General features: G+C 52.0%; 19 protein-coding genes and 3 tRNA genes. 11 read left to right on the forward strand and 11 right to left on the reverse strand.

The window, feature by feature from the left end; all coding sequences use genetic code 11:
• Positions 1-321: 321 nt before the first annotated feature.
• Positions 322-1,134, reverse strand: coding sequence for an N-acetylmuramoyl-L-alanine amidase (locus tag G491_RS0100670; RefSeq protein WP_028313213.1), 813 nt, complete (start codon positions 1,132-1,134; stop codon positions 322-324).
• A 221-nt stretch (positions 1,135-1,355) separates the two neighbouring features.
• Between G491_RS0100670 and G491_RS0100675 the strand changes: the two genes are divergently transcribed.
• The 7 genes from G491_RS0100675 to G491_RS0100705 all read left to right on the forward strand — a co-directional run bounded on the left by G491_RS0100675 (position 1,356) and on the right by G491_RS0100705 (position 7,887).
• Positions 1,356-1,442, forward strand: a tRNA-Leu gene (locus tag G491_RS0100675).
• Between the two features lie 102 nt (positions 1,443-1,544).
• The gene (gene tig, locus G491_RS0100680; protein ID WP_028313214.1) at positions 1,545-2,861 is read left to right on the forward strand and encodes a trigger factor; all 1,317 of its coding nucleotides are present in this window, start codon (positions 1,545-1,547) and stop codon (positions 2,859-2,861) included.
• Positions 2,862-3,012: 151 nt separating this feature from the next.
• Positions 3,013-3,618 (forward strand): ATP-dependent Clp endopeptidase proteolytic subunit ClpP, encoded by a 606-nt coding sequence (gene clpP / locus G491_RS0100685; protein WP_012610593.1) that lies wholly within the window; start codon positions 3,013-3,015, stop codon positions 3,616-3,618.
• A 190-nt stretch (positions 3,619-3,808) separates the two neighbouring features.
• Complete coding sequence (clpX, locus tag G491_RS0100690) at positions 3,809-5,059, forward strand: ATP-dependent Clp protease ATP-binding subunit ClpX (protein ID WP_012610594.1); 1,251 nt, start codon at positions 3,809-3,811, stop codon at positions 5,057-5,059.
• A 24-nt stretch (positions 5,060-5,083) separates the two neighbouring features.
• Positions 5,084-7,534, forward strand: a complete 2,451-nt coding sequence (gene lon, locus G491_RS0100695; protein ID WP_028313215.1) for an endopeptidase La — start codon at positions 5,084-5,086, stop codon at positions 7,532-7,534.
• 197 nt (positions 7,535-7,731) lie between these two features.
• Positions 7,732-7,807: transfer RNA gene (locus G491_RS0100700), tRNA-Val, on the forward strand.
• 1 nt (position 7,808) lies between these two features.
• A tRNA-Asp gene (locus G491_RS0100705) sits at positions 7,809-7,887 on the forward strand.
• Between the two features lie 445 nt (positions 7,888-8,332).
• Here the strand turns inward: G491_RS0100705 and G491_RS0100710 are convergent.
• Positions 8,333-8,620 (reverse strand): hypothetical protein, encoded by a 288-nt coding sequence (locus G491_RS0100710; protein WP_157467872.1) that lies wholly within the window; start codon positions 8,618-8,620, stop codon positions 8,333-8,335.
• Between the two features lie 286 nt (positions 8,621-8,906).
• On the opposite strand from G491_RS0100710, the gene G491_RS36690 reads away from it, so the two are divergent.
• Together G491_RS36690 and G491_RS0100720 are read left to right on the forward strand one after the other, a co-directional pair.
• Positions 8,907-9,215: a DUF6804 family protein gene (locus G491_RS36690; protein ID WP_028313217.1), complete on the forward strand. Its 309-nt coding sequence runs from the start codon at positions 8,907-8,909 to the stop codon at positions 9,213-9,215.
• 15 nt (positions 9,216-9,230) lie between these two features.
• A complete protein-coding gene (locus G491_RS0100720) occupies positions 9,231-9,509 on the forward strand; it encodes a hypothetical protein (RefSeq protein WP_028313218.1) in 279 nt (92 codons plus the stop codon).
• A 272-nt stretch (positions 9,510-9,781) separates the two neighbouring features.
• Here G491_RS0100720 and G491_RS0100725 read toward each other — a convergent pair whose 3' ends face one another.
• The 8 genes from G491_RS0100725 to G491_RS0100760 all read right to left on the reverse strand — a co-directional run bounded on the left by G491_RS0100725 (position 9,782) and on the right by G491_RS0100760 (position 15,888).
• Positions 9,782-10,354, reverse strand: coding sequence for a hypothetical protein (locus G491_RS0100725; protein WP_028313219.1), 573 nt, complete (start codon positions 10,352-10,354; stop codon positions 9,782-9,784).
• Positions 10,355-10,356: 2 nt separating this feature from the next.
• The gene (locus G491_RS28880; RefSeq protein WP_051326933.1) at positions 10,357-11,442 is read right to left on the reverse strand and encodes a CHC2 zinc finger domain-containing protein; all 1,086 of its coding nucleotides are present in this window, start codon (positions 11,440-11,442) and stop codon (positions 10,357-10,359) included.
• Positions 11,443-11,459: 17 nt separating this feature from the next.
• Positions 11,460-11,843 (reverse strand): hypothetical protein, encoded by a 384-nt coding sequence (locus G491_RS0100735; RefSeq protein WP_028313220.1) that lies wholly within the window; start codon positions 11,841-11,843, stop codon positions 11,460-11,462.
• Positions 11,840-13,177, reverse strand: a complete 1,338-nt coding sequence (locus G491_RS0100740; protein WP_028313221.1) for an AAA family ATPase — start codon at positions 13,175-13,177, stop codon at positions 11,840-11,842. Before G491_RS0100740 ends, G491_RS0100735 begins: the two co-directional genes overlap by 4 nt.
• Before the next feature lie 64 nt (positions 13,178-13,241).
• Complete coding sequence (locus G491_RS0100745) at positions 13,242-13,526, reverse strand: helix-turn-helix domain-containing protein (protein ID WP_157467875.1); 285 nt, start codon at positions 13,524-13,526, stop codon at positions 13,242-13,244.
• A 12-nt stretch (positions 13,527-13,538) separates the two neighbouring features.
• On the reverse strand, positions 13,539-13,739 hold the full coding sequence (locus G491_RS0100750; RefSeq protein WP_028313223.1) for a helix-turn-helix transcriptional regulator: 201 nt from the start codon (positions 13,737-13,739) through the stop codon (positions 13,539-13,541).
• A 240-nt stretch (positions 13,740-13,979) separates the two neighbouring features.
• Positions 13,980-14,612 (reverse strand): hypothetical protein, encoded by a 633-nt coding sequence (locus G491_RS0100755; protein WP_028313224.1) that lies wholly within the window; start codon positions 14,610-14,612, stop codon positions 13,980-13,982.
• A 100-nt stretch (positions 14,613-14,712) separates the two neighbouring features.
• Positions 14,713-15,888 carry a tyrosine-type recombinase/integrase gene (locus tag G491_RS0100760; protein ID WP_028313225.1) on the reverse strand — a complete coding sequence of 392 codons (1,176 nt, stop codon included), beginning with the start codon at positions 15,886-15,888 and terminating at the stop codon, positions 14,713-14,715.
• Positions 15,889-16,353: 465 nt separating this feature from the next.
• Between G491_RS0100760 and G491_RS0100765 the strand changes: the two genes are divergently transcribed.
• On the forward strand, positions 16,354-17,892 hold the full coding sequence (locus tag G491_RS0100765; RefSeq protein WP_084511200.1) for an RNA-directed DNA polymerase: 1,539 nt from the start codon (positions 16,354-16,356) through the stop codon (positions 17,890-17,892).
• A 1,432-nt stretch (positions 17,893-19,324) separates the two neighbouring features.
• Here G491_RS0100765 and G491_RS0100775 read toward each other — a convergent pair.
• Complete coding sequence (locus G491_RS0100775) at positions 19,325-20,137, reverse strand: alpha/beta fold hydrolase (RefSeq protein WP_084511202.1); 813 nt, start codon at positions 20,135-20,137, stop codon at positions 19,325-19,327.
• 269 nt (positions 20,138-20,406) lie between these two features.
• Here G491_RS0100775 and G491_RS0100780 point away from each other — a divergent pair, with 269 nt between their 5' ends.
• Positions 20,407-21,627 (forward strand): zinc-dependent alcohol dehydrogenase, encoded by a 1,221-nt coding sequence (locus G491_RS0100780; protein WP_028313229.1) that lies wholly within the window; start codon positions 20,407-20,409, stop codon positions 21,625-21,627.
• Positions 21,628-22,459 lie beyond the last annotated feature (832 nt).

The following is a 22,459-nucleotide window of genomic DNA, read 5'->3' on the forward strand; positions in this document are numbered from 1 at the left end:
CCCATCAGACAGTGAATTCCATGGAGTATGGACGAAAGAATGGCGCATCCAAAACCAAACAATGAACTCTTGTGAACTCTTGGGGACGTCTCTGAATTCTTGGGGACGTCTCTCAAAAACTCAATAACCGGCGCCCTATACAGAGCCTTTTCGGGGCTCGTTCCCATGCTTTGCGTGGGAATGCATACAGAACTATCTGAAATCAAATAAATTTCAACCTTGCATAACCATACTTAAAACCGGGCGTCCAAGGCAGAGTCGTATCCGGCCGGCTTAGCGGAGCGGCATGCGTACGGCGTGCAAAGGAATCGGCCGATCTTGTCATTGTAAAAACTGTTGAATCGCCCGGGCGATGTCCTGGGCGGCGCGGTTCTGGATTTCCTCCCGAACGCGGGAATTGCCCCCCATGTTGGTCAATTCCACCAACACGGCCGGAGCGTCCGCCCCGGCCAGGACGGCCAGAGGATAGCCGCCCGCGCGCACCCGGTCGGGGGGGGCATTGTTTTGCAGATTATTTTTTAAAACATCGGCCAGCCTGCGGCTGCCGGCTTTCTGGGATTGCGCCGCGGATTCCCAAGGCCGGGCCTCCAGGGAGGCTTGGACCGCCGCATCCTCCTCCGTTCCGGCGAATTCCGGGGATCGGGCCTGATAATAAGCGACCAGAATTTTGGGCTCGCCGCCCCGGCTCCAATCCCGGCCCGCATGCAGGCTGATAAAAACCCGGGCCTGATTATGGGCGGCGGCTCCGGCCCGCTCGTGGAGCGGCAGGTTGTAGTCTCCGTCCCTGGTGAGGACGGTTCGCACCTCTCCCCGGGAGTCCAGAATTCCCTTGATTTTTTTCGCCAGGGATAAAGCGGCCTGTCCCTCGTTGACGCCGTCGCCCAGATCGGCGCCGGGGTTCAGGCCCCCGTGGCCCGGATCCAGAACCACCACGGGAAGCCGTTCTGCATGGGCGGAAAACGCGCCGAAAAGCAGAAAAAGCGCTAAAACAAAAAAAAGGGTTGACCCAAGGCGCATTTTTTTGACAAAAAAACAGCCCGTTGCCATAAAATTGGCGGCCCGGGAGGGGCCCTCCTCGGTTGAAAAAGGCTCCGGCCGCTGGTTCGGCGCGGAAAAACAGGCGAAATTTTTCACGGAGCAAAATCTCCTGATGCCCGCCGCCCGTAATGGGCGGGCGTTTAGGCGGGACGGGAGCTTTGTTCCTGCCTGTTTGGACTTGACACCCTGTCCCGAATGATATTAACATTTTCTGATTACGCCGCGCCCGAAAAAAACCCGCGCACGGGTCCGGGCGAACAGGCAGCTATAACTAAACGCGACAGCCGGTCCAAGTCAAGCTTTGCCCGGCGACCCGTGCGAGAGTGGCGGAACTGGTAGACGCGCTGGACTTAGGATCCAGTTCTGGAAACAGAGTGGGAGTTCGAGTCTCCCTTCTCGCACCATTTTTGCAATCAGGATCTTGCCGGCCCCCTGGGCGGCAATTTATTTTTTTGGTTTAAAGGCCGCGGCCGATGGATGGAAATCGGCCCAAGGAAAGGATCATTATGCAAGTAACAGTCGAAGACCTGAGTTCAGTCAAAAAGGTCCTCCATATAGAGGCGCCTGCTGAAGACGTGAAAAAAGCCCTGGACTCCGCTTACGCCGAGTTGAAAAAACAGGCCAAAGTCAAGGGCTTCAGGCCCGGTAAAGCCCCCCGCTCCGTTTTGGAGCGCCTCTACAAATCCGATGTGGAGTCCGATGTCGCCGGCGAAATCATCAGCGACGCTTTCCGCGACGCTATCATGGAAACCAAGCTGAAAATCGTAGGCCCCCCGGAAATCGAGCCCCCGGCCATCGTTTCGGACGAGCCCTACAAATTTGACGCTACCGTGGAAATCTTCCCGGAACTGTCGGACCTGGACCTCAAGGAAATCGAACTCAGCAAGAACATGTACAAGGCGACGGACCAGGAAATTGAAAACCAGATCGCCATGATCCGCAAGAACATGTCCAGCCTGGAGACCGAAGAGGAAGACCGTCCCGCCAAGGAAGAAGACTTCGTGCTCATCGATTACGAAGGCGTCTGCCCGGACGGACAGCCCGACGAACTCCGGTTCACCGAAAACTTCACCATGGAACTGGGAACCGGCCGCATCCTCAAGGATTTCGACGCCCAGATCGTCGGCATGAAGCGGGACGAAGAAAAGGATTTCGAGATTTCCTTCCCGGAAGACTATTTTAATAAGGAACTGGCCTCCAAACAGGTCAAATTCCACGTCAAACTCAAGGAAATCCGCAAGCAGATTCTGCCCGAACTGGACGACGAATTCGCCAAGGATCTCGGCGAGTACGAAACCCTGGACCAGTTGAAAGACTCCATCCGGGACCACCTGCAGCAAGGCTACGACCGCCGCTCCGAGCAGGAACTGGACGAGCAGGTCTTCCAGGCCCTTTTGGGCAGGGTGGAATTCGAGGTTCCCGAAACCCTGATCAAGCATGAAACGGCCAGCATGGTCTCCGAAGCGGAAAGAGCCCTCTCCTACCGCGACATGACCTTTGAAGACACCGGGGCCACCAAGGAAGATATGGAAGAGCGTTACCGCGAACCCGCCGAGCAGCAGGTGCGCCGGTACTTGCTTCTGGATAAAATCGTGGAGCAGGAAAATGTCGAGCTTCCCGAAGAGGAATTGGAAAACGCCTTCAAGGGCATGGCCGAATCTCTGCGTCAACCGCTTGAAATCGTGAAAAAATATTATGCCTCCGACGCCGAGCAAATGAACATGCTCAGGCAGACCCTCTTGCAGAAGGAAGCCCTGAAGTACGTGAAAAACCTCAATGAAATCAAAGAGGTTGAGCTCGAACTCCAGGAAACGGAAGAATAATTCAATTCCGCTCCATCCCTAATTCGGCGGGTCCGGACCTTCACGGCCTTGAATCCGGACCCGCCATCCTGCTTGACGAAACCGCTTTTCGTTTCTATCTTCTCTATCGAAATTATCTTTTTTCCTGTTCGCCTAATTAAAAGGAGGATGCATGAGTTATATACCTTATGTTGTTGAGCAAACCAGCCGGGGGGAGAGGACTTACGATATATACTCCCGCCTGCTCAAAGATAGAATCATTTTCCTGGGCACGGAGGTCAACGACGTGGTCGCCAACTCCATCATCGCCCAGCTCCTTTTTCTGGAGTCCGACGACCCGGAAAAGGACATCAATTTTTACATCAACTCCCCCGGCGGCAGCGTCACCGCCGGCATGGCCATTTACGACACCATGGCCTACATCAAGCCGGAAATCACCACCGTATGCATCGGCCAGGCGGCCAGCATGGGCGCCGTGCTTCTGGCGGCGGGCAATCACGGCAAGCGCTATTCCCTGCCCAACGCGCGCATCCTGATCCATCAACCCATGGGCGGATTCCAGGGCCAGGCGTCCGACATCGCCATCCAGGCCCAGGAAATCCTGCGCATGAAAGAGGCCCTGAACGAAATCCTGGCCTCCCACACGGGCAAACCCTTGAAGCAGGTTCAGCAGGACACGGACCGGGACTATTTCATGAGCCCCCTGGAAGCCAAGGAATACGGCCTCATCGACCATGTGATCCTGAACCGCGAAGACCTTGATTCCATCGAAGAATAATTATTCCCAGGATTGAACCCGGCCAATCCCCCTTTAAAGGGGGGATTGGCGCCGGGATTGCATGATAATTTGTAAAAATAGTTCCCGGCCAGCTTGCCAAGAACTCAAAGCATGGCTATACTTAAAACCAGACTTTTCCGGTTTTAATTGGCTGGAAATTACGCAAATTCTTTATGGAGATTAGAGAAATATGAGCAAAAAAGGCGACTCCTCGGATCATCTGCGGTGCTCTTTCTGCGGCAAAAACCAGGATGAGGTGAAAAAGCTCATTGCCGGACCCGCCGTATACATCTGCGATGAATGCATTGAGTTGTGCAACGAGATTATTGCCGAGGAAACCGAAAAAGGGGCCGTGGATTCCGAATTCCAGGACATCCCATCCCCCAAAGAAATCAAGGCCATGCTCGACGAATACGTCATCGAGCAGGACCACGCTAAAAAAGTGTTGTCCGTTGCGGTTTACAATCATTACAAACGCCTTGACACCGCCTTTGACTCCAAGGACGTGGACATTCAAAAAAGCAACGTCCTGCTCATAGGCCCCACGGGCAGCGGCAAGACCCTTTTGGCCCAGACCCTCGCCAGGTTCCTGGACGTGCCCTTCACCATCGCCGACGCCACGGCCTTGACGGAAGCCGGCTACGTGGGCGAGGACGTGGAAAACATCATCCTCTCCCTGCTCCAGAACGCCGATTACGACGTGGAACGGGCCAAACGCGGCATTGTGTACATCGACGAAATCGATAAAATCGCCCGCAAGTCCGACAACCCCTCCATCACCCGGGACGTCTCCGGCGAAGGGGTCCAGCAGGCCTTGCTGAAAATCGTGGAAGGCACCACGGCCAGCGTTCCTCCCAAGGGCGGACGCAAGCACCCGCAACAGGATTTCGTCAAGGTGGACACCTCCAACATCCTGTTCATCTGCGGCGGCGCCTTCAACGGCCTGGCCGAGCTGATTCAACGCAGGCAGGGCGAAAAAGTCATGGGCTTCGGCGCCAAGGTGCAAACCAAAACCGACATGAAGATCGGCGACCTGCTGGTTCAGACCCGGCCGGAAGACCTGTTGAAGTTCGGGCTCATCCCCGAATTCGTCGGCCGCTTGCCGGTCATCGCCACCCTGGGCGAGCTGGGCGAGGAAAGCCTGGTCAGAATTTTGACGGAGCCCAAAAACGCCCTGGTCAAGCAGTTCCAGAAACTCTTTGAAATGGAAGGCGTCAAACTTCGCTTCACGGACAGCGCCCTTTCCGCCATCGCCAAAGGCGCCTTGGATCGCAAATCAGGCGCCAGGGGCCTGCGAGCTATCGTGGAAAAGGCCATGCTGGATATCCAGTACGAGATTCCTTCCATGGAAAACGTCAAGGAATGCGTCATAGGGGAAGAGGTGGTCATGCACGGCGAAGACCCCATCCTCCTTTTTGAACCCAGTAAAAAGAAAGCCTGATAAAACTGACGGAAATAAAACTTTATGTTCAGCATATCCAAGCTCAAAAAGAGCCAGGAAGATGAAGGAGTTCCCCGCATGAATCTTCCCCTGTTGCCCCTGAGGGACATAGTCGTGTTCCCCCATATGGTGGTGCCCCTGTTCGTGGGCCGGGACCAGTCCATAAACGCCCTGTCCGAAGCCATGGCCAAGGATAAAAGCGTTTTCCTGGTCACCCAGAAAAACGCCTCCGTGGACAACCCGGAGGAAAAAGACCTGCACAGAGTGGGCGCCGTGGGAACCGTTCTCCAATTGCTGCGCCTGCCCGACGGCACGGTCAAAGCCCTGGTGGAAGGCAAGTCCCGGGCGAAAATCACCGAGTTCATCCGCTCCGAAAGCCACTTCAGGGTGGAACTGGAGCCCTTGGCCGAACCCGATGTGCAGCAGACCGAGGCGGAAGCCATGGTCCGCACCATTTTGGAGACGTTCAAGTCGTACGCCAAGGTCAACAAGAACATTCCCAAAGACCTGATGAACAGCCTCAAGGCCATCACGGACCCGTCCCAACTGGCCGACACCGTGGCTTCCCACTTCCAGTTCAAGATTGAGGACAAGCAAAGCCTCCTGGAAGCCATATCGCCCGTTGAGCGCCTGACCCTTTTGCTTCAGTTCATGAAGACCGAAATCGCCATCAACGAGATGGAATTCCGGATCAAGGGCCGGGTCAAAACCCAGATGGAAAAGACCCAGAGGCAATACTACCTCAACGAGCAGATGCGGGCCATCCGCAAGGAGATGGGCTCGGATGACGAGCAGGCCGGCGAACTGGACGAGCTGGAAAGGCGCATCAAGAAAAAACGCATGCCCAAGGAAGCCGCCAACCGGGTGCGCCAGGAGTTCAAAAAGCTCAAGCTCATGAGCCCCATGTCCGCCGAAGCCACCGTGGTCAGAAACTACATCGACTGGTTCCTGGCCCTGCCCTGGTACGAACGCGCCAAGATTCGCACCGACGTGACCGAGGCCGAAAACATCCTGGATCAGGACCACTACGGCCTGGAAAAGCCCAAGGAGCGCATCCTGGAATACCTGGCCGTCCAGGCTTTGGTGAAAAAAATCCGCGGCCCCATCCTGTGCCTTGTGGGCCCCCCCGGCGTGGGCAAGACATCCCTTGCCAAGTCCGTGGCCCGGGCCACTAACAGGAAATTCGTGCGCCTCTCTTTGGGCGGCGTGCGGGACGAAGCGGAAATCCGCGGCCACAGGCGCACCTATATCGGCGCCCTGCCCGGCAAGGTCATCCAGTCCCTTAAAAAGGTGGGGGTGAACAACCCCGTGTTCTGCCTGGACGAAGTGGACAAAATGAGCATGGACTTCCGGGGCGATCCCTCGGCGGCCCTCCTGGAAGTCCTGGACCCGGAACAGAACTCGTCCTTTAACGATCACTATATGGACGTGGACTACGACCTGTCCGACATCCTGTTCATCACCACGGCCAACACCTTGCCGGACATCCCCCTGCCCCTCCAGGACAGGATGGAGATCATCCGGATTCCAGGGTATACGGAGCTGGAAAAATTCCATATCGCCCGGGGCTACCTCATCCCCAAGCAGCTGAAGGTGAACGGCCTCAACGACGAAATGGTGACTATCTCCGATAACGCCGTGTACACCATCATTCGCGGATACACCCGGGAAGCCGGCGTCCGCAACCTGGAGCGGGAAATCGCCTCGATTTGCCGCAAGGTGGCGCGCATCATCGTCAAGGATCAACCCGAAGGCCCGGTGCGGGTCACGGCCCAGAGCGTTGGCAAGCACCTGGGGCCCGAACGGTTCCGCCACGGTCAGATTGAACTGGAAGACCGCATCGGCCTGGTCACGGGCCTCGCCTGGACCCAGGTGGGCGGCGAAATCCTGGCCGTGGAAACCGTCACCATGCCCGGCAAGGGCGAGCTCATCGTCACCGGGAAGCTCGGCGACGTCATGAAGGAATCCGCCCGGGCGGCGGTCAGCTATGTGCGCTCCCGCACTCCCAGGCTGTGCATCGATCCCGAGTTCCATAAAAAAATGGACATCCACATCCACATCCCGGAAGGCGCCATCCCCAAGGACGGCCCCAGCGCCGGAATCACCATGTGCACCTCCATCGTGAGCGTGCTCACGGGCAGAAAGGTCCACCGCGACCTGGCCATGACCGGGGAAATCACCCTCCGGGGCAGAATCCTGCCCATCGGCGGGCTTAAGGAGAAAATCCTGGCCGCCCACCGGGCCGGCATCAAGGCCATCCTCATTCCCGAGGAAAACGAAAAGGACCTGGCCGACATCCCGGCTCGCGTTTTAAAGGCCGTCAAGGTCACGCCCGTGGGTCATATGGATCAGGTTCTGGAGCACGCCCTGGTGCTCAAGGAAGGCGAAGTCCTGTTCAACGAGGACGCCGACCTGCCCATGGGATGCGTGGTCCCCAACGGGGTGGAAAATCCGCCTGAAATGCAGATAAACTAGTGAAATTTCCGGGCCGGCGTTTGCGCACAAACCCGCGCAAACGCTGGCTCTAACAAAAGTTAAAAAAAAGTGTGACCGGGTTGTTTAATTGCTTGACATCCAAAGGCGGAATTGATACTTAACGAGCGCCTTTAGGAAGGGTTTCACCTGAAACAAAGCAACACAAAGAAACCCGGTTTTAGGAGCTTTCAACGCTCGGGCGGGTAGCTCAGTTGGGAGAGCACCGGCCTTACAAGCCGGGGGTCACAGGTTCAAGCCCTGTTCCGCCTACCACGGGGGCGTAGTTCAGCTTTGGTTAGAACGCTGGCCTGTCAAGCCAGAGGTCGCGAGTTCAAGTCTCGTCGTCCCCGCCACTAAGAAAATCAAGGGGTTAGCCGATTTCGGTTAACCCCTTTTTTCTTGCCTAAAAGCAGTGCTCCCAGCACTATTCCCAGCACCCAGCATCAAAATCAAAGTAAATGGAAGGAAAGCAGCCCTCTTGCCGGATTTTTTCCAGGGCAGGAAGGAAGATCCCTTTTTGCCGTGCTGGGAGTGCTGGGAATTAAATCATAGGCCGCTCTGTGGGGTAAGGTGTTGGGTAACCCGGAGTCCCTCAAGGCCCCGGAAAACAAAACGCCCCAGGCCATAACTGACCTGAGGCGTAATTTCCGGGTCAAAGGATGTTAATGGTCACCACAACCCTGAACAAACCCTCTGAGTTTTCCCGATTCATAACCATCTGTTGATATATAGTTACCTTGAGTTACCTTGACGTGTCAAGAAATTTGCTATGATAATGCCCCACTTGATAGGTCAGTCTTAAGCCTGGACGGCTTCCAGTTGCCTTTTAAGGTCTTCAATTTCGTTGGCCATGTCTTGTGATTCCTGAATCCAGGCCGTAGAAAATTTTTGAAGATCCCTTAAAACTTCATGAAAGATGTATTCAATACCAAACCATGCTTCACGCGTGAGATTTGGCATTGGTTCCGTCTCTATGTGAAGAATATCTTTTAGTAGGGCTATTCTGCACCTCATTTCGATTAAAAACCCCTCCATATTAGTATGATCAAAATCCGTAAGGTTTACTTCTGCTTCGGGTTTGTACATGGTAGATCCTCCCCTCTTCAAAAAGAAAACGCGCATGGTGCTGTCAGGTTCAAAAAGAAACCCCCGGGCGTTGCCGCTACCGGACACCATGCGCGCTCTATTTCTGTAAGGTGTGCTGTTGTGGTGGCCCACAAACAACAATCCCGCCTTTCCGGTGCGGGGTCCGCTTTTTGATTTGACGGCCTCAGAATAGGCCAGCCGCGCACCCGTGTCAAGTTATATCTTGATCTAAAGATTACCATTGTGTTAACCATAGTTACCGCAAACTAAAAGAGGCATAGACGCCATGCTTATCTCTAAAATTGTCTCCATACTAATGCTTTTATGGGCTCTTTATCCTGAAAACCCTTATGGGTATTATGTTTTTCTCCGGATTGTCCTTTTCATCATTTGCATTTTTTTTGTGATCGATGCGAAAGAAAAGCAGAATACTCCCATGGCCGTTGCTTTTGGCATCACAGGCATTATTTACAACCCGGTAATGTCAATCCACCTAACCAGGGAAATATGGTCTGTGATTAATGTATTGACTGTCTTTCTGTTCGGTTTTGAAGGCCTCCTTTTTAGAAAGTTCAATGAGAAAACTGATCGATAAGAAAAGGGTGATTTTATGAAAAAACTATTTTCGCTTAAGGACCTTAATAGTGATGATCTATTAGGGCTTTTTATAGTTTTTGGAATACCTATTTTAGGCTTTCTTGCTGTATTTATTGCTGCCGGGAAACCATTGCTTTTTTTCCTTTTTATTGCTGAGACAGCCTTGCTTTTAACAGCCATTTTTGGTGGTATATATTTATTCTTTAAAATCATTAGAAACATAAGAAAAAAATATAACTCACCGACCCCAACAGCCAAAACCTCAACAGGGAATAGCCGCCCCTCAACTTAGGTTTTCTTAGGTCCTTTGCCCGGCAAGAATGAAAAAGTACAGGGGGCCTTTTGCGCCTGGAAGCCATGCAAAAACATGCAAGAGACAATTTGTTTTTAGGCCCACCTGCAATTGGTTAAAAAATCAATTAATATTTCAGCCTCTTATATGAAATCTATTGATTTTTTCAATATTAGATATTTGTTCCTGTTTGGTATCCGTTTGATATGTGTTTTTCTACCGGCACGGGAAAGGGGTTCCTCCGCCTTGTCCCCCCTTTATTCCCGCCCTGGCTATTCCCCTTTGAAAAGGTCCTGGAACCAGTCCTGCTCAAACACGAAGCTGGCCGCGTTGGTTACGCCCGTCATCAGGTAGCCGCTGGCCCGGTCGCTGGCCGCGCTCTCGATTGCGTAAGCCTGGGCCGCAGCGTCTGCAAGCCCTGCGTCTGCCATCATTTCATACCGTTTGGCAAGGGCAAGCTGCCGGTCCCGTGTTTTCAGGCCGTTGTATTTGGTCAATTCGGTATCTGTGGCCGCGTCCACGGCTGTTTGCGCCATGACCTCCAATGGAGTGCCCGTGTTAACCATCACGCCGCTTTTGGCAAACCGGGCTTTTTGCTGGCCTAAAATTTTGTCCATGGTTTTGGCCGACAACTCTACGGCAACGGATGTTTGAAATACCGCTTCCTTGGCGTCTTCCCGGGCCACTTCGGCATCGTACCGGCTGATTTCCGCGTTTGCCTCTGCCGCCTGCACAATAGCCGCGGCCTGGGCCTTGCCTGCCGACTCTGCCGCTCCCCCGGCCATTAAAGAGCTAAACAAGCCAAGGCCCTGGCCGATTAAACTAATCGCTTCTCCAAATGCCATGATTAACAGTCCTTTCTCAAAAAGTTTGAATTACAAGTTTTTGTATGTTCCGGATAAGAGGTTTTCAGAGGTTCCGGCCCCTTCCCGGCCTGGTCTATTCCTGCCCTGATCCATGCCCCGATGCTCAAGCCAGCCTGAAAGGCTTCTCCCGGGTCTTTGCCCACGGGGACAGTCCACCATAACGCCTGAGAGTATTGGCCCGTCCACCAAAGGTATGCTTTCGTTCCTGCTTCATCCGCGTCCAGGGCTACAAGGATGCATCCGGCTTGCTTCAATACCTCATGTGCGTCCCTGTCCGGTTTGTCTGACACTGATCCCAAGGCAAGGGAAAAAAGGTTCTGGGGGGCTTCCTGGGCTATCAGGATCGCGTCCAGGTCGGATTCCACCACCACGGCCACGGTTCCGGAGCCAATGGTCATGGGTTGAAAGGAAGATCCCTGCAAAGCGTAATATCGCGGCCCCTCCCCTGGGTCTGGCCTTCTGATTCGGATTCTAAGAGGCTTTCCATGGGCAAGGCAGGGGATAACAAGGCCCTTTGGAAGCCATAATTTCTTAAGATCGCCGTTTTCCTTGATTTCAGGTTCCAGGCCCCAGGCTTCGCGGGCTTCCCATGTGTCCATGTGATTCCAGCCAAGGCCGGCCGCGCGAGCGGAGCTTTCAGAAATCCCACGGGCTTGCAGGAATTCCCGGCCAGGGGCCCCGCCTGAATTGTTCCACAAGGTCCATTGACACCTGGAAAGAAAGCCGGACGCTTTTTGCTGCCACAAGGTTCCCGGCTCGACCGGTTCCTTGGGAATCCAAACGGAGCGCAAGGCAAGGGGACGGCTCCCCCCTTGGCGCCTGGGCGGTTCCATGTCCAGGGCAAGGCAGGCATCGAAAAAGGAAAGGCCGTCCCGGTCCCTTAGAAATTGGATTGCATCCCCTTTGCGGTCACAGCCCCGGCACCAATACCGGTTTTTCTCCGGCCATACCCTGAAACGATCCTCCCCCCAGCAAAACGGGCATGGCCCGGCATACTCGCCGCCCTGGGTATTGGCTACCTTTTTCAACTCATGCCCTTCACTTTGAAGCAGTTCCAGAATGTTCATTGTGTGCGCCTCCGATCCTATAAACCCACCTTAGGGGGGACGGTGGACGGGAAACCCGTCCCCCCTATAAGGGGTGAAAAGTTGTCCAGCGTTATATCATTGAAATTATTAGAAATTAACGCTGGACAAGGCCGTTTTTTAAAAATCGATTTGTCCAGCGTTATGTTACTGAATTTATTGAAAACAACGGTGGACGGGTCTGAGTTGTCCAGCGTTGTCCAGCGTTTAGGAGGGTTTGAATTAACGCTGGACAAGGGCCGTTTTTCTCTCTTGTCATGAAAAAGGATTTTATCCCATGATTTCAAATAATTAACGCTGGACAACTTCGTTCTGTCCAGCGTTGTCCAGCGTAAAAGCATTGAAAATAAAGCGAATTTTATAAAAGGGGTTTGAATGGTCATTTTCCGCCCCCTTCCTGCCCTGCCAGGTCCGGGTTTTTTATAGGCTCCAAAATCAACTTATGCGTTCTTCCGGTAGGAACCTTGACCTCTTCAAGCCATCCTTTTTTAATGGCATGATTCACAACTGAGTTGCTATCATCCCGCCTGGAAAAAGTTTTGTATTTTTCTTTTATGGCATCCGCCAGAGCCTTGCCGTTATCTTCGCGTTCAATGTCCCTGCGTGACAGTTTAAGCCCCTTGTCTATAATTATCCCAACCAACTCCCGCGCCATGACATCCAAGCGTATTTCCTCAAGAGAGACATACTTCAGGGCGCCGCCCTGGCCACGCTTCCAATAAAATTCTGTGTTAGGCTTAGGGGCATAGTTTGACTTTGTGACGGAAATCTCAACATAGTCTTTTGGGTTACCTACGCCATATTTCTTAGCTTTGGACTCTTCCAGGCCGGTCATGGATGCGGCCCAACGTATGCCGTCCACAATTGCGGACGCGCCGCGCCCTGCATGCTGGGTCTGTTTTTCCGCGTTTTGCTTGCTTGTGTGGTGTGCAAACAGGATAGTCAGGCCCTTATACTTCACCACCAGGGATTCCAAAGCACTGACCCATTGTGTTGCTTGATCATTATCGTTTTCATTCAGACCGTAAAACCGGCTCTTGGGGTCCAGTATCGCCAAGTCAAGCGGCATATGCTTTTCTATGGTCTGATCCAGCCAGTAGTACCATTGGGAGCGTTCCGGGTTATTTTCTTGGAGTTCCATCAATGGCCCGACTATACCGGCCACGGAAAAAGCATGCAGTCCGTCAGGGAATTGCCCGCGGCCAATAGTCCAAAGCCGCCTGTGGAGCTCCGCCTCTGGATCCTCTCCAGCCAATACCAAAACCTTCATAGGATTTGGCGGCTTTAAAGGTCCAAGCCCCTGGCCGCGGGCAAGGCCCATTGCAAGTTGTAAAAGGAAAAAACTTTTCCCCGTTCCACCTGTCGCCATAATGGCGCCCACGATCCCCCTGGGCAAAAAAACATCCTTCCCATATTTTAGGATCGCCTCCACGGGTAAAGGTTCCACGGCAAGAATGGAAGCAATGTCTGTTTGTTCCGGAGCAAGCGGGGAAAAGTCTACACTTTTGGGGTTTTCATGTTTCGGATTTGGGAAGTGCTCTTCTTGCAGTTCCTTTTCCCTTGCCAGGACAGCCTTTTGCAGGGCCATGATTTCCTTTTCCGAGGTTTCACCTTCCCGGGAAGGTTGTTCCCTGTCTGGAATGGAATCAATGCATGGTTCCTCTTCATACTCTTCAACGGGCAAGGGTCTGACAAGGTTAAGGTCAATTATGGCCATTGGTTGTTTTCCTTGTGGCGTTTGCAGGATTGCCTGAAAGGGCTTCTATTCCGGGCCGAATTCGTCATATGTCGCCCCCCTGTTCAATGTATGTGTGGGCGAGTTCCGTAGCCCTTACTTCGATATTTCCGTTTTCAACGTCGATGGTGACAAGGCCCAACTCCCGGAATTCTTCCAGGGTTTTTTCTGCCTGGGATTTGGAAAGGCCGCAATAATCCTTCAAACGACGGTAGCAACAAGGCAGAGTCAAACCATGAGGCCAGCCGCCTTTGCGAAATGGCTCATTAGGCTTAACTAATCGTTGGAGAAGCGCCAATCCCTTAGCCTTTTCCATAGATGGATTACTCATGCGCTCTTCTCCCTACGCCGCGTTCCTGGGCTCGATCTTATGGTTTTCCATGAAGGCTAGGACGGTGCCTTTTTCGTACCTTATGGCCCTGGCTGAAACCTTATGATAGGCCGGACCGTGGCCCAAACTCCGCCAGTTCCGAAGGGTGGACAGGGCAAAACCTGTCAAAGTGGATACTTCCTTTTCATTCAAAAAAACTTTTTCCTGTTCCATGATAATCGTTCCTTTCAATGCTTTGTTTGGTGTCAAATTTATGACCACGTTAACCGCTGATATCCATATAAGCACTTTATTTTATTGATGAAAATAAGAAAGGCTGTGGCTGCTATAACACCCCCAGGATTCCATAATTAATAATTACAAAAAAAAGCCGCAAACCTAATAGGAATGCGGCTTTACATCGGTCAAAGAATTATTTTTTAGAATAAATGTATCAATCCCAGGATTCGATAATTATTCAGCCTTCACGTTTATCTCTTTTGGGGCTTTAGGTCTTCCTGGCCCCTTTCTGGCAACCTTTAGAATGCATTCCCAAATAAACTCAAACCCGTCATCAATATAATGTTTGTTTCCGTCTTTTGGCTTTGGATAAGGGAATTTTTCACGGAAGACCTTTTTCAGATCCCCCTTTCCAATTTTCCAATTCTCCACACTATCAAGATTGTCATTGCAATACTCGGTCAGATAACGCGCTGCCTCCTTAGTTCCCCTCCAAGCCCTTCTTTCTTCCTTGATCCTGGCCAAGTCTCTCTTGATCCTAACAAATTCTTTGCGCTCGGTATCGTTTAGGGGAGAGGTGTCTATCTCAAGTTTATCTCTGTATGCTTCGACATCTGCCCGGCGGAATACAATTGTGTCAATATTGACGTCTCGTCCTCTTTCGCTCATGAAGGCTATTTTCATTGAACCATGAGGAGAAGAAATCCATCGTTTGGGAGGACCATACTGCGAACTTTCTGTATAATACCCTGTTTGGAATGCCTTCAAATGGCCATTATGGATTAAATCTAAAAGAATGTATGCTCCCTCAATCTCTAATTGATCCATTGCTTGATTAAATGTGAGATAATCAAAAGTAAATTTCATTGGCTCCGCGCCTCCTGTAAACGCTCCTGATTAGGGTGCCAGGGGAAAGCCGGTCAGGATTCCGGCCTTTCGGGAGCTACCCTATCCCCTGGGAGCCTGCTTATTTGTGGTCGCTCATGTTTGCAACCTTCTTATCCGGTTCCTTTTCCTCGGCCTTTGTCGCTTCATCCACCAGTTGCCCGGCAAGGTCGGAAGCCTGTTTCAAGGCATCATCCCTCAAATGGGCGTAGCGTTGGGTCATGGACGGGCTTTTGTGGGTAAGTAGCTTTTGAAGGGTGTACATATCCACTTTGCCCGAGCTTGCCAGCATGGAGGCGTAAACGTGGCGCAACCCATGCAGGGCTCTAAAGTCCTTGGGAAGGCCAGCCGCTTCCTTGATCCGGTTTGCTGATTTCTTAATACAGGTCCGTTGTTTGCCTTTCCTGCCCGGGAAAACATAGGGGCTCTTGCTCCTGGGATGCTTTTCAAGCAGGGTTCGGGAGGCATCGTTCAAGGGTATCTTTTGGCTCAAGCCGCCCTTGGGGTCCACGATCTCAATAAACCCGCGGTCAAAGTCTACGTGATCCCATTGCAGTTTTAGCAGTTCCCCGCGCCTCATGCCGCTGTACAAGGCCAATTTCATAATGGAAGCCACTTGGGTATTGGTCGCCTTGTCAATGGCTTTTAGGAGGCTTTTCAGTTGGTCGGGGTCCAGGTCCTCAGTCTTCTCATTGTGGACGGTGGGCATTTCGATGGTAAAGCCCAGGTCCGGGCTTAATCCCTTTTTGGCTCCGAAGTTCACAAGGCGTCTTAGCAGGGCAAGGATATGGCGAACGGTTTGTGATTTGTACTTTTTTTGAAGCCGGATGCGCAACCGGTCCACGTCCAGTTGAATAATTTCATCCGGTGCCTTGCTCCCGAATGAAGGCTTGATGTGGTTGTCATACCGGTTTTCATCAACCCGAAGGCTTTTATTATAGGCCCTTTGCGCCTTGTACTCTTCCCAAATCTTATCCAGGGTCCACCGGCCATCCTCTTCATTCCTGAGAGCCCTGGCTTCCTCCCTGCGTTCCTCGTTGCTGGATTCCTTGCCCTGGATCCTCTTGGCTCTTATTCCCGCTGCCCTGGCAGGGGTCATATCATCCTGGTATTGGCGCCCGGCCTTTTCTTCAATCTGCTTACCGTCCTTCCTGTAAAAGATATAATAGACGCGCTCCGGCTTGCCTGATTGAGTGTGTTTTGACTCGATGAAATAGACTCCCGCATATTTGGTCTTGTGTCTTTTCATGGACGGCATGGCGGCCCCCTTATGGCTTGGTCTTAATATTGACTCCCAGCAGTATTCCCAGCATGTTTTTTGTATATCAGGGGAAGTCTTTGGACGTCAAGGGAAATAAAGGGCCAAAAAATACTTAACATTCAAATAGTTTTAGAACTACCGGGAAATAGCGGGAAATGAATTCCCTTGGCCTGTCAAGCCAGAGGTCGCGAGTTCAAGTCTCGTCGTCCCCGCCACTCAAAAAATCAAGGGTTGTCCGAATTTCGGACAACCCTTTTTTTCGTTCCAAATTCCTGCTATAGATCTTTTTATTTCTAAATCCATTTTTGTAGCGGACGGCCCCAAGAGGGTTTTGATAGCGCGAGTAGCCCCCTTTACTAGGGCAAAGCTCATTGCATAATCGTTTGTGAACAGCTAACAAGTCAAAGACTTGGATAATTGGCGGCTTTCCTAACAGCAGTTTACCATATAGGAGGCAGTATCATGCTGAAATTGGACGATTTTTTGAGAAGAGGATTTTTTCCCAAAGAACTGCTTCCCCCATTTACTACAATTTCTTTTGCTGATGCATTGGAAGGCCTTGGCGCGGTGCCTGAGGTTACTTATCAAACATCAAAATGCGTGCGATTTTCTTTTTCCAAGTACGCATCTCTTCGTCGTGATATATCTATCCCAAATCCACACCCATTTTGCGAGTTAGCAGGTCTTATTGTCGAGCATTGGGATACACTAACAGCACAATGGGCAAAATCTTCAATAACCCGTAGTGCGCCTGTATTGTCCACGGTTAGAGCCGTTGAAGGTGCCTCCGGTTTCACTAATCTCCCCAGCACCCGCGCTGAAGTTCGGTCTTCTGGGCGTTTTCTCCTTAATGCAGATGTATCAAAATTCTACCATACAATTTACACTCATAGTCTACCATGGGCATTACATGGCAAAGCCAATGCAAAGAATAATAGGCGTTGGTCGCCAAAGACCGGGATGCCTCAATTAGTCGGCAATGGGCTTGACCTTTGGTCGAGAAACCTGCAAGACGGCCAAACCATTGGTCTCCCGGTTGGCCCCGATACTTCTTTTGTTCTTGCTGAAGCACTGTTGTCTGCTGTTGATCAACTATTAATGAAAGAAATCACTGATGCCCGTGGATTTAGATTTGTAGATGATTATGAATTTGTTTGTGACAGCCTTGAAAAAGCTGAACAAATATTAGCTGTCCTTCAAGGTGCACTTTCAGAATTTGAGCTAAACTTGAACCCCAAAAAAACAACTACTACAGAACTTCCTGCAGCGTTAGACACAACTTGGGTAAATGAGTTTAGCGGGCTTGAATTTGCCGCTGAGCCACAAAAAATGCAACGTCAATTAGTTCGCTATTTCACTGATGCTTTCGAACTCGCTCGGAAGTTCCCTGGTGAGCCTGTTCTTAAGTATATTACAGCCAGACTGCCGAGCGACCCACCTGATAATAATACAGCCATACTGATACAGCGTCTGTCTTTGCAAGCTGCCTGTGTTGACTCTGGTACACTTCAGCAAACATTGCTTTCATTCCAAGAGCATAGAACCCGCGGCAAGGATATCGATCTGCCAGCATTAAAAAGAGCTTTAGACTTCATTACCCAAAGACATGCACCTCTAGGACATAGCAGCGAGGTTGCATGGTGCATCTGGGCTGCAGGCGTCTTTGCAATACAACTTTCCAAAGAGTCAGCGGCTTGTATAGAAGAGATGAAAGATGACGCTGTTGCATTGACCGCTCTGGACGGTATTCATAAAAAAGTATTTGAATCTCCTCCAAACATAAATGTGTGGGCAGATTTGATTAAAAATTTTGGTCTTAATGAACAGCATTGGTTGCTTGTATACGAGTCCATCGGTCAAGGTTGGCTTCCCTCTCCTGGTGGCAATGACCCAGCACTTGAACATCAATTCTTTCAGCACCTTCGAGCAAAAGATGTCAAATTCTATGATTCTACAGTCAATCTCAATATCCCAGTGCCTCCTATCCCAAATATATATTAACACGAGTTCATGTGTTTTCAGGGGACGTGTTTCAGTGTTTCAGGGGACGTCTTTGATTATTCCACTAACTCAATCTGTAAAGCATGATCTGTTCATGCCAGTTGTGGGCGTATAGTAGTTGTGCGGCTGTGCTGCATGTCGCTCTGCGACCCAGGCAGGGTACGGCTTTGCCAGGGCTGCCCAAAAAAGACTTCAACCACGGAAGGCACGGAGGTCACGGAATTTTTTTTCTTCCGTGTTTTTCAGTGTATTCCGTGGTTGAAATAATCCTCTTTCGGAAACGGGAAAACAAGACATTGGGTTCCCGATAGGGACGGGTTGGGAGACCCAGCCCCTACATGGGCCGTAGACGATAGGGAATGACAGGCAAAAAATCGGGCAGGGAAACCCGGCCCCTACAAAAAACAAAACAAAGCAGACAGGCACGGGGACCTGTCACTACATGGACCATGGTTGCATGATCTGTTCGTGCGAGTTGTGGGCGTATAGTAGTTGTGCAGCTGGACGCCATGTCGCTCTACGACCCAGGCAGGGTACGGCTCTGCCAGGGCTGCCCAAAAAAGACTTCAACCACGGAAGGCACGGAGGTCACGGAATTTTTTTTCTTCCGTGTTTTTCAGTGTATTCCGTGGTTGAAATAATCCTCTTTCGGAAACGGGAAAACAAGACACTGGGTTCCCGATAGGGACGGGTTGGGAGACCCAACCCCTGCGCGGGCGCGACAAGCGGCGCCCCTCCGTGATCCAGGGAATGGCGGGCGAAAAATGCGGACAGGCACGGGGGCCTGTCACTACGTGAACCAGGAACACTCGGGAATGACAGGCAAAAGTCGGGCAGCGAACCCCTGCCCCTTCGCGGGCGCGGCAAGCGGCGCCCCTGCGGCGGGAAGAAGGTCGAGAAGTCGCGGGTGAAAACGGCAATTTTGAGGTGTAAAAGCCTGTCAGCAAGCCTTTTGTGCTTCGCACCCAGGCAGCAAACTGCGCTGCCTGGGCCACCCAAAAAATGTGGGTAGGGAAAACCCTGTTCCTACGAAAAACGAAACAAAACGGACAGGCACGGGGGCCTGTCACTACAAAGCGCGGGGACCTCGACATTACATTATCCCTCTGCGCGAAGCGCCATTTTAAAAAGTTTTGCCCCGCTTTTTCAAAAGCGGGCCGCCGGAGGCAGGCCTTTCGCAGTTTAGCAGTTCGCCGCCGGTGGCATGCTTTTCCGTCTTTTCGCTTTGGAGGCAGGCCTTTCGCAGTTTAGCAGTTCGCCGCCGGTGGCATGCTTTTCCGTCTTTTCGCTTTTCGGCGGTTTGCCGCCGGAGGCAGGTCTTTTGCAGTTTGGCAGTTTGCCGCCGGAGGTATGTTTTTCCGTCTTTTCGCTTTTCGGCGGTTCGCCGCCGGAACTTATTTCAACGGACGCCCCCACCTTCTTAAACCTGTTATTATTTATGGTTATTTTTTACAAAATCACGCATCAGTTCAGGCCATTTCTTAAAATCGGAGTACCCATTGGCAATCACGAGTTCTGAATCAGGCAGCAGCCGGTGAAGCTCTTCCGCTGTTTCCACCGGATGCGTGGGGTCTCCAATCCATCCAAGGATCAAGCAGGGGGCCTGGATATTTTCAATCGTATCCCGGGAAGGAAAATCGGTCAGGGCCGCGCCCGTGAACAGGTTGTAAAGGGTTTTTCTTTTCAAGGATTTCATGCCTTCAAGTGCGCCTTCAACCTTGCCCTCTTCGGCGTCGATCAGCCATTGGGGAAGCAGGCGGGACAGTTTGTTACGCATCATCCGGGCCAGCATCCCTCCGCCGAACAGCCACCCCATCGCTGCCATTTTATTGTAAAGTTTACCTTGTTCCGCCCGGGTTTCCCAGGCAGTAGGCGGATTAACCAGAATCAGGCCTTTTATTTTTTCCGGAGCAATACAGGCGGAATAAATCGCCGTGGCGCAGCCCATGGACTGGCCGCCGGCAATGACCCTGGTTTCACCATAGCTTTCGGCCACTGCCAGCATGTCTTTTGCCAGTTGTTTCCAGTGATAGTCTTCAGGAAAAAACGTGGGCTGGGTTTCCCCGTGTCCCCTGGCATCATACCGGATCAACCGGTTTGTCTCAGGAAATGCCTCCCATTGGAACAGATCAATAAGATCCTCGCTTTTCATGCTGCCCATGAGCCCATGCCCCCAGATAAAAGCCGGCCCTTCGCCGGTGCAACGTGTATTGAAGCGGATGCTGTTAATAGGTTTGACTGGCATGATCAACCCTTTCGCGGTTTGAGTTTTCTGGTTCACTATCCGATTGTTTTGTACAGATTTGCGGATGGTTTTTCAAGGCAAAGGCATAATACGAACCTTTATTCATAAAAAATTTTAACTATCTATTAAAAAGGAAAATTTCTCTTTACAAAATATGAACTATAGTTCATATAATAACCCCAATGCAAAGAGGCCGGGTCACGGACCTGGCTTAACTCTGTTTCTGCCATGGCAGAGCAGGATATAAAAAACAGCATCTGGAGATCGCCATGAAAGCATTGCAGTTCAATGTAACTCCCCCCGGATTTATTGCAGCCAAGGCAATCAAGCCCATTTTCGGAAACAACGTCTATTTTAAGGGGCCGTTTAAAACCGTCCGTCTTGTGGAGATTCCCGAACCAGCCGCTCCCGCCGGACAATGGGTCAAGCTGAAAACCATCTTCTGCGGTTTTTGCGGCAGCGATCTGAATCTCATGATGCTCCATGACTCCCCCACTGCGTCGCCCTTTAGCTCTTTTCCCTGCATTATCGGACATGAGGTGGTTGGCAGGATCGTTGAAAAGGGCCCGGAGGCGACCCAATTTGAATTAGGGGATGTGGTTACGGTAAACCCGGGCCTTGGATGCACGGTTCGGAAACTGTCTCCCCAATGCGCCGTCTGTGCGGCAGGCCGTTCCCTAAATTGCGAAAATTCCGCCAAAGGCGGTTTGCCGCCCGGCATGTTCACGGGGCTCAATTCAGGGGTTACCGGGGGATTTGCTCCTTTTATCCGCGCCCATGAAAGTCAGCTTTTCAAGGTCCCGGACTCTCTTGGCATGGAGGCTGCGGCCATGACCGAACCCCTTGCCGTGGCGCTGCAGACCGTGTTTGACAATATGCCCGAACCTTCAGACAAAATTCTTGTGATCGGCGGGGGGGTCATCGGCAACCTGGTGATCCAGGCGGTCCGCACCCTTTGTCCTGACGCCGGCATCGCCCTGATAGAGCCTGCAGCCCATGCCGCAGCTCTGGCCGAGGAGTTGGGACAGGCTGAAATTATTCCTTTCAAGGCAGTGTACCAGACTGCGGCCGAATTCACCGGCGCCGCCATGTACCAGCCCCAGTTGGGCCAGCCGGTGCTCATGGGAGGATTTGACCGGATTTACGATACGGTTGGGAATTCAGCCACCCTGAACATGGGCCTGAGAATCCTTGGACCCTTTGGAACACTGAGCCTTGTGGGCATTGGCAGCGACGTTAAACTGGATCTGACCCCCTTATGGCTCAAGCTCCAGAACATCAAGGGGGTCTACGGTTACGGCCGGGTGACTTACCAGGGCGAAACCCGCCATGTATTTGACCTGGCTATGGAGTTCATGAATGAAGGAAGGATCCGGACAGCCCCCCTTGTGACCCACACGTTCAGGCTGGAAGATTATAGGGAAATGATTGAGGTGAACTTGAATAAAGCCCGGCATGGGGCCGTAAAGGCCCTGGTTCGGTTTGATTGATGCATTTCAGGGGACGTCTCTCAATTTCAGGGGACGTCTCTCAACAATTTCAGGGGACGTCTCTCAAAAACTCGATAACTCTGTGCCAGGCACTGAAAAACCTGGTCTGCTCGTGCGCGCCATGGGCGTCCGGCAGCGATGCGGCTGCACTGCATGTCGCTCTGCGACCCAGGCAGGATAAGGCTCTGCCTGGGCTGTCTAAAAAAGACTTCAACCACGGAAGGCACGGATGACACGGAAATTTTTTTCTTCCGTGCATTTCAGGGGACGTCTCTCAAATGCATTTCAGGGGACGTCTCTCAAAAACTCGATAACTCTGTGCCAGGCACTGAAAAACCTGGTCTGCTGGTGCGCGCCATGGGCGTCCGGCAGCGCTGCGGCTGAACTGCATGTCGCTCTGAGACCCAGGCAGGATACGGCTCTGCCTGGGCTGTCTAAAAAAGACTTCAACCACGGAAGGCACGGATGACACGGAAATTTTTTTCTTCCGTGTTTTTCAGTGTATTCCGTGGTTCAAATAATCTTTTTTCGGAAACGGGAAAACGAGACACTGGATTCCCGATAGAAACGCTCGGGAATGACGGCGGGGGAACGCTGGATTCACGATAGGGACGGGTTGGGAAACCCGGCCCCTAAGCGGGCGCGACAAGCAGCGCCCCTATGGCGGGATGATGGTCGAGAAATCGCCGGTGCAATTGGCAATTTTGATGTGTGTAAGCCTGTCAGCAGGCCTTTTATGCTTCGCACCCAGGCAGCAAACTGCGCTGCCTGGGCCACCCAAAAAATGTGGGCAGGGAAAACCCTGTTCCTACGAAAAACGAAACAAAACGGA

Origin of the sequence: Desulfatibacillum aliphaticivorans DSM 15576 (genome assembly GCF_000429905.1) — a bacterium.
Taxonomy (GTDB): Bacteria; Desulfobacterota; Desulfobacteria; order Desulfobacterales; family Desulfatibacillaceae; genus Desulfatibacillum; species Desulfatibacillum aliphaticivorans.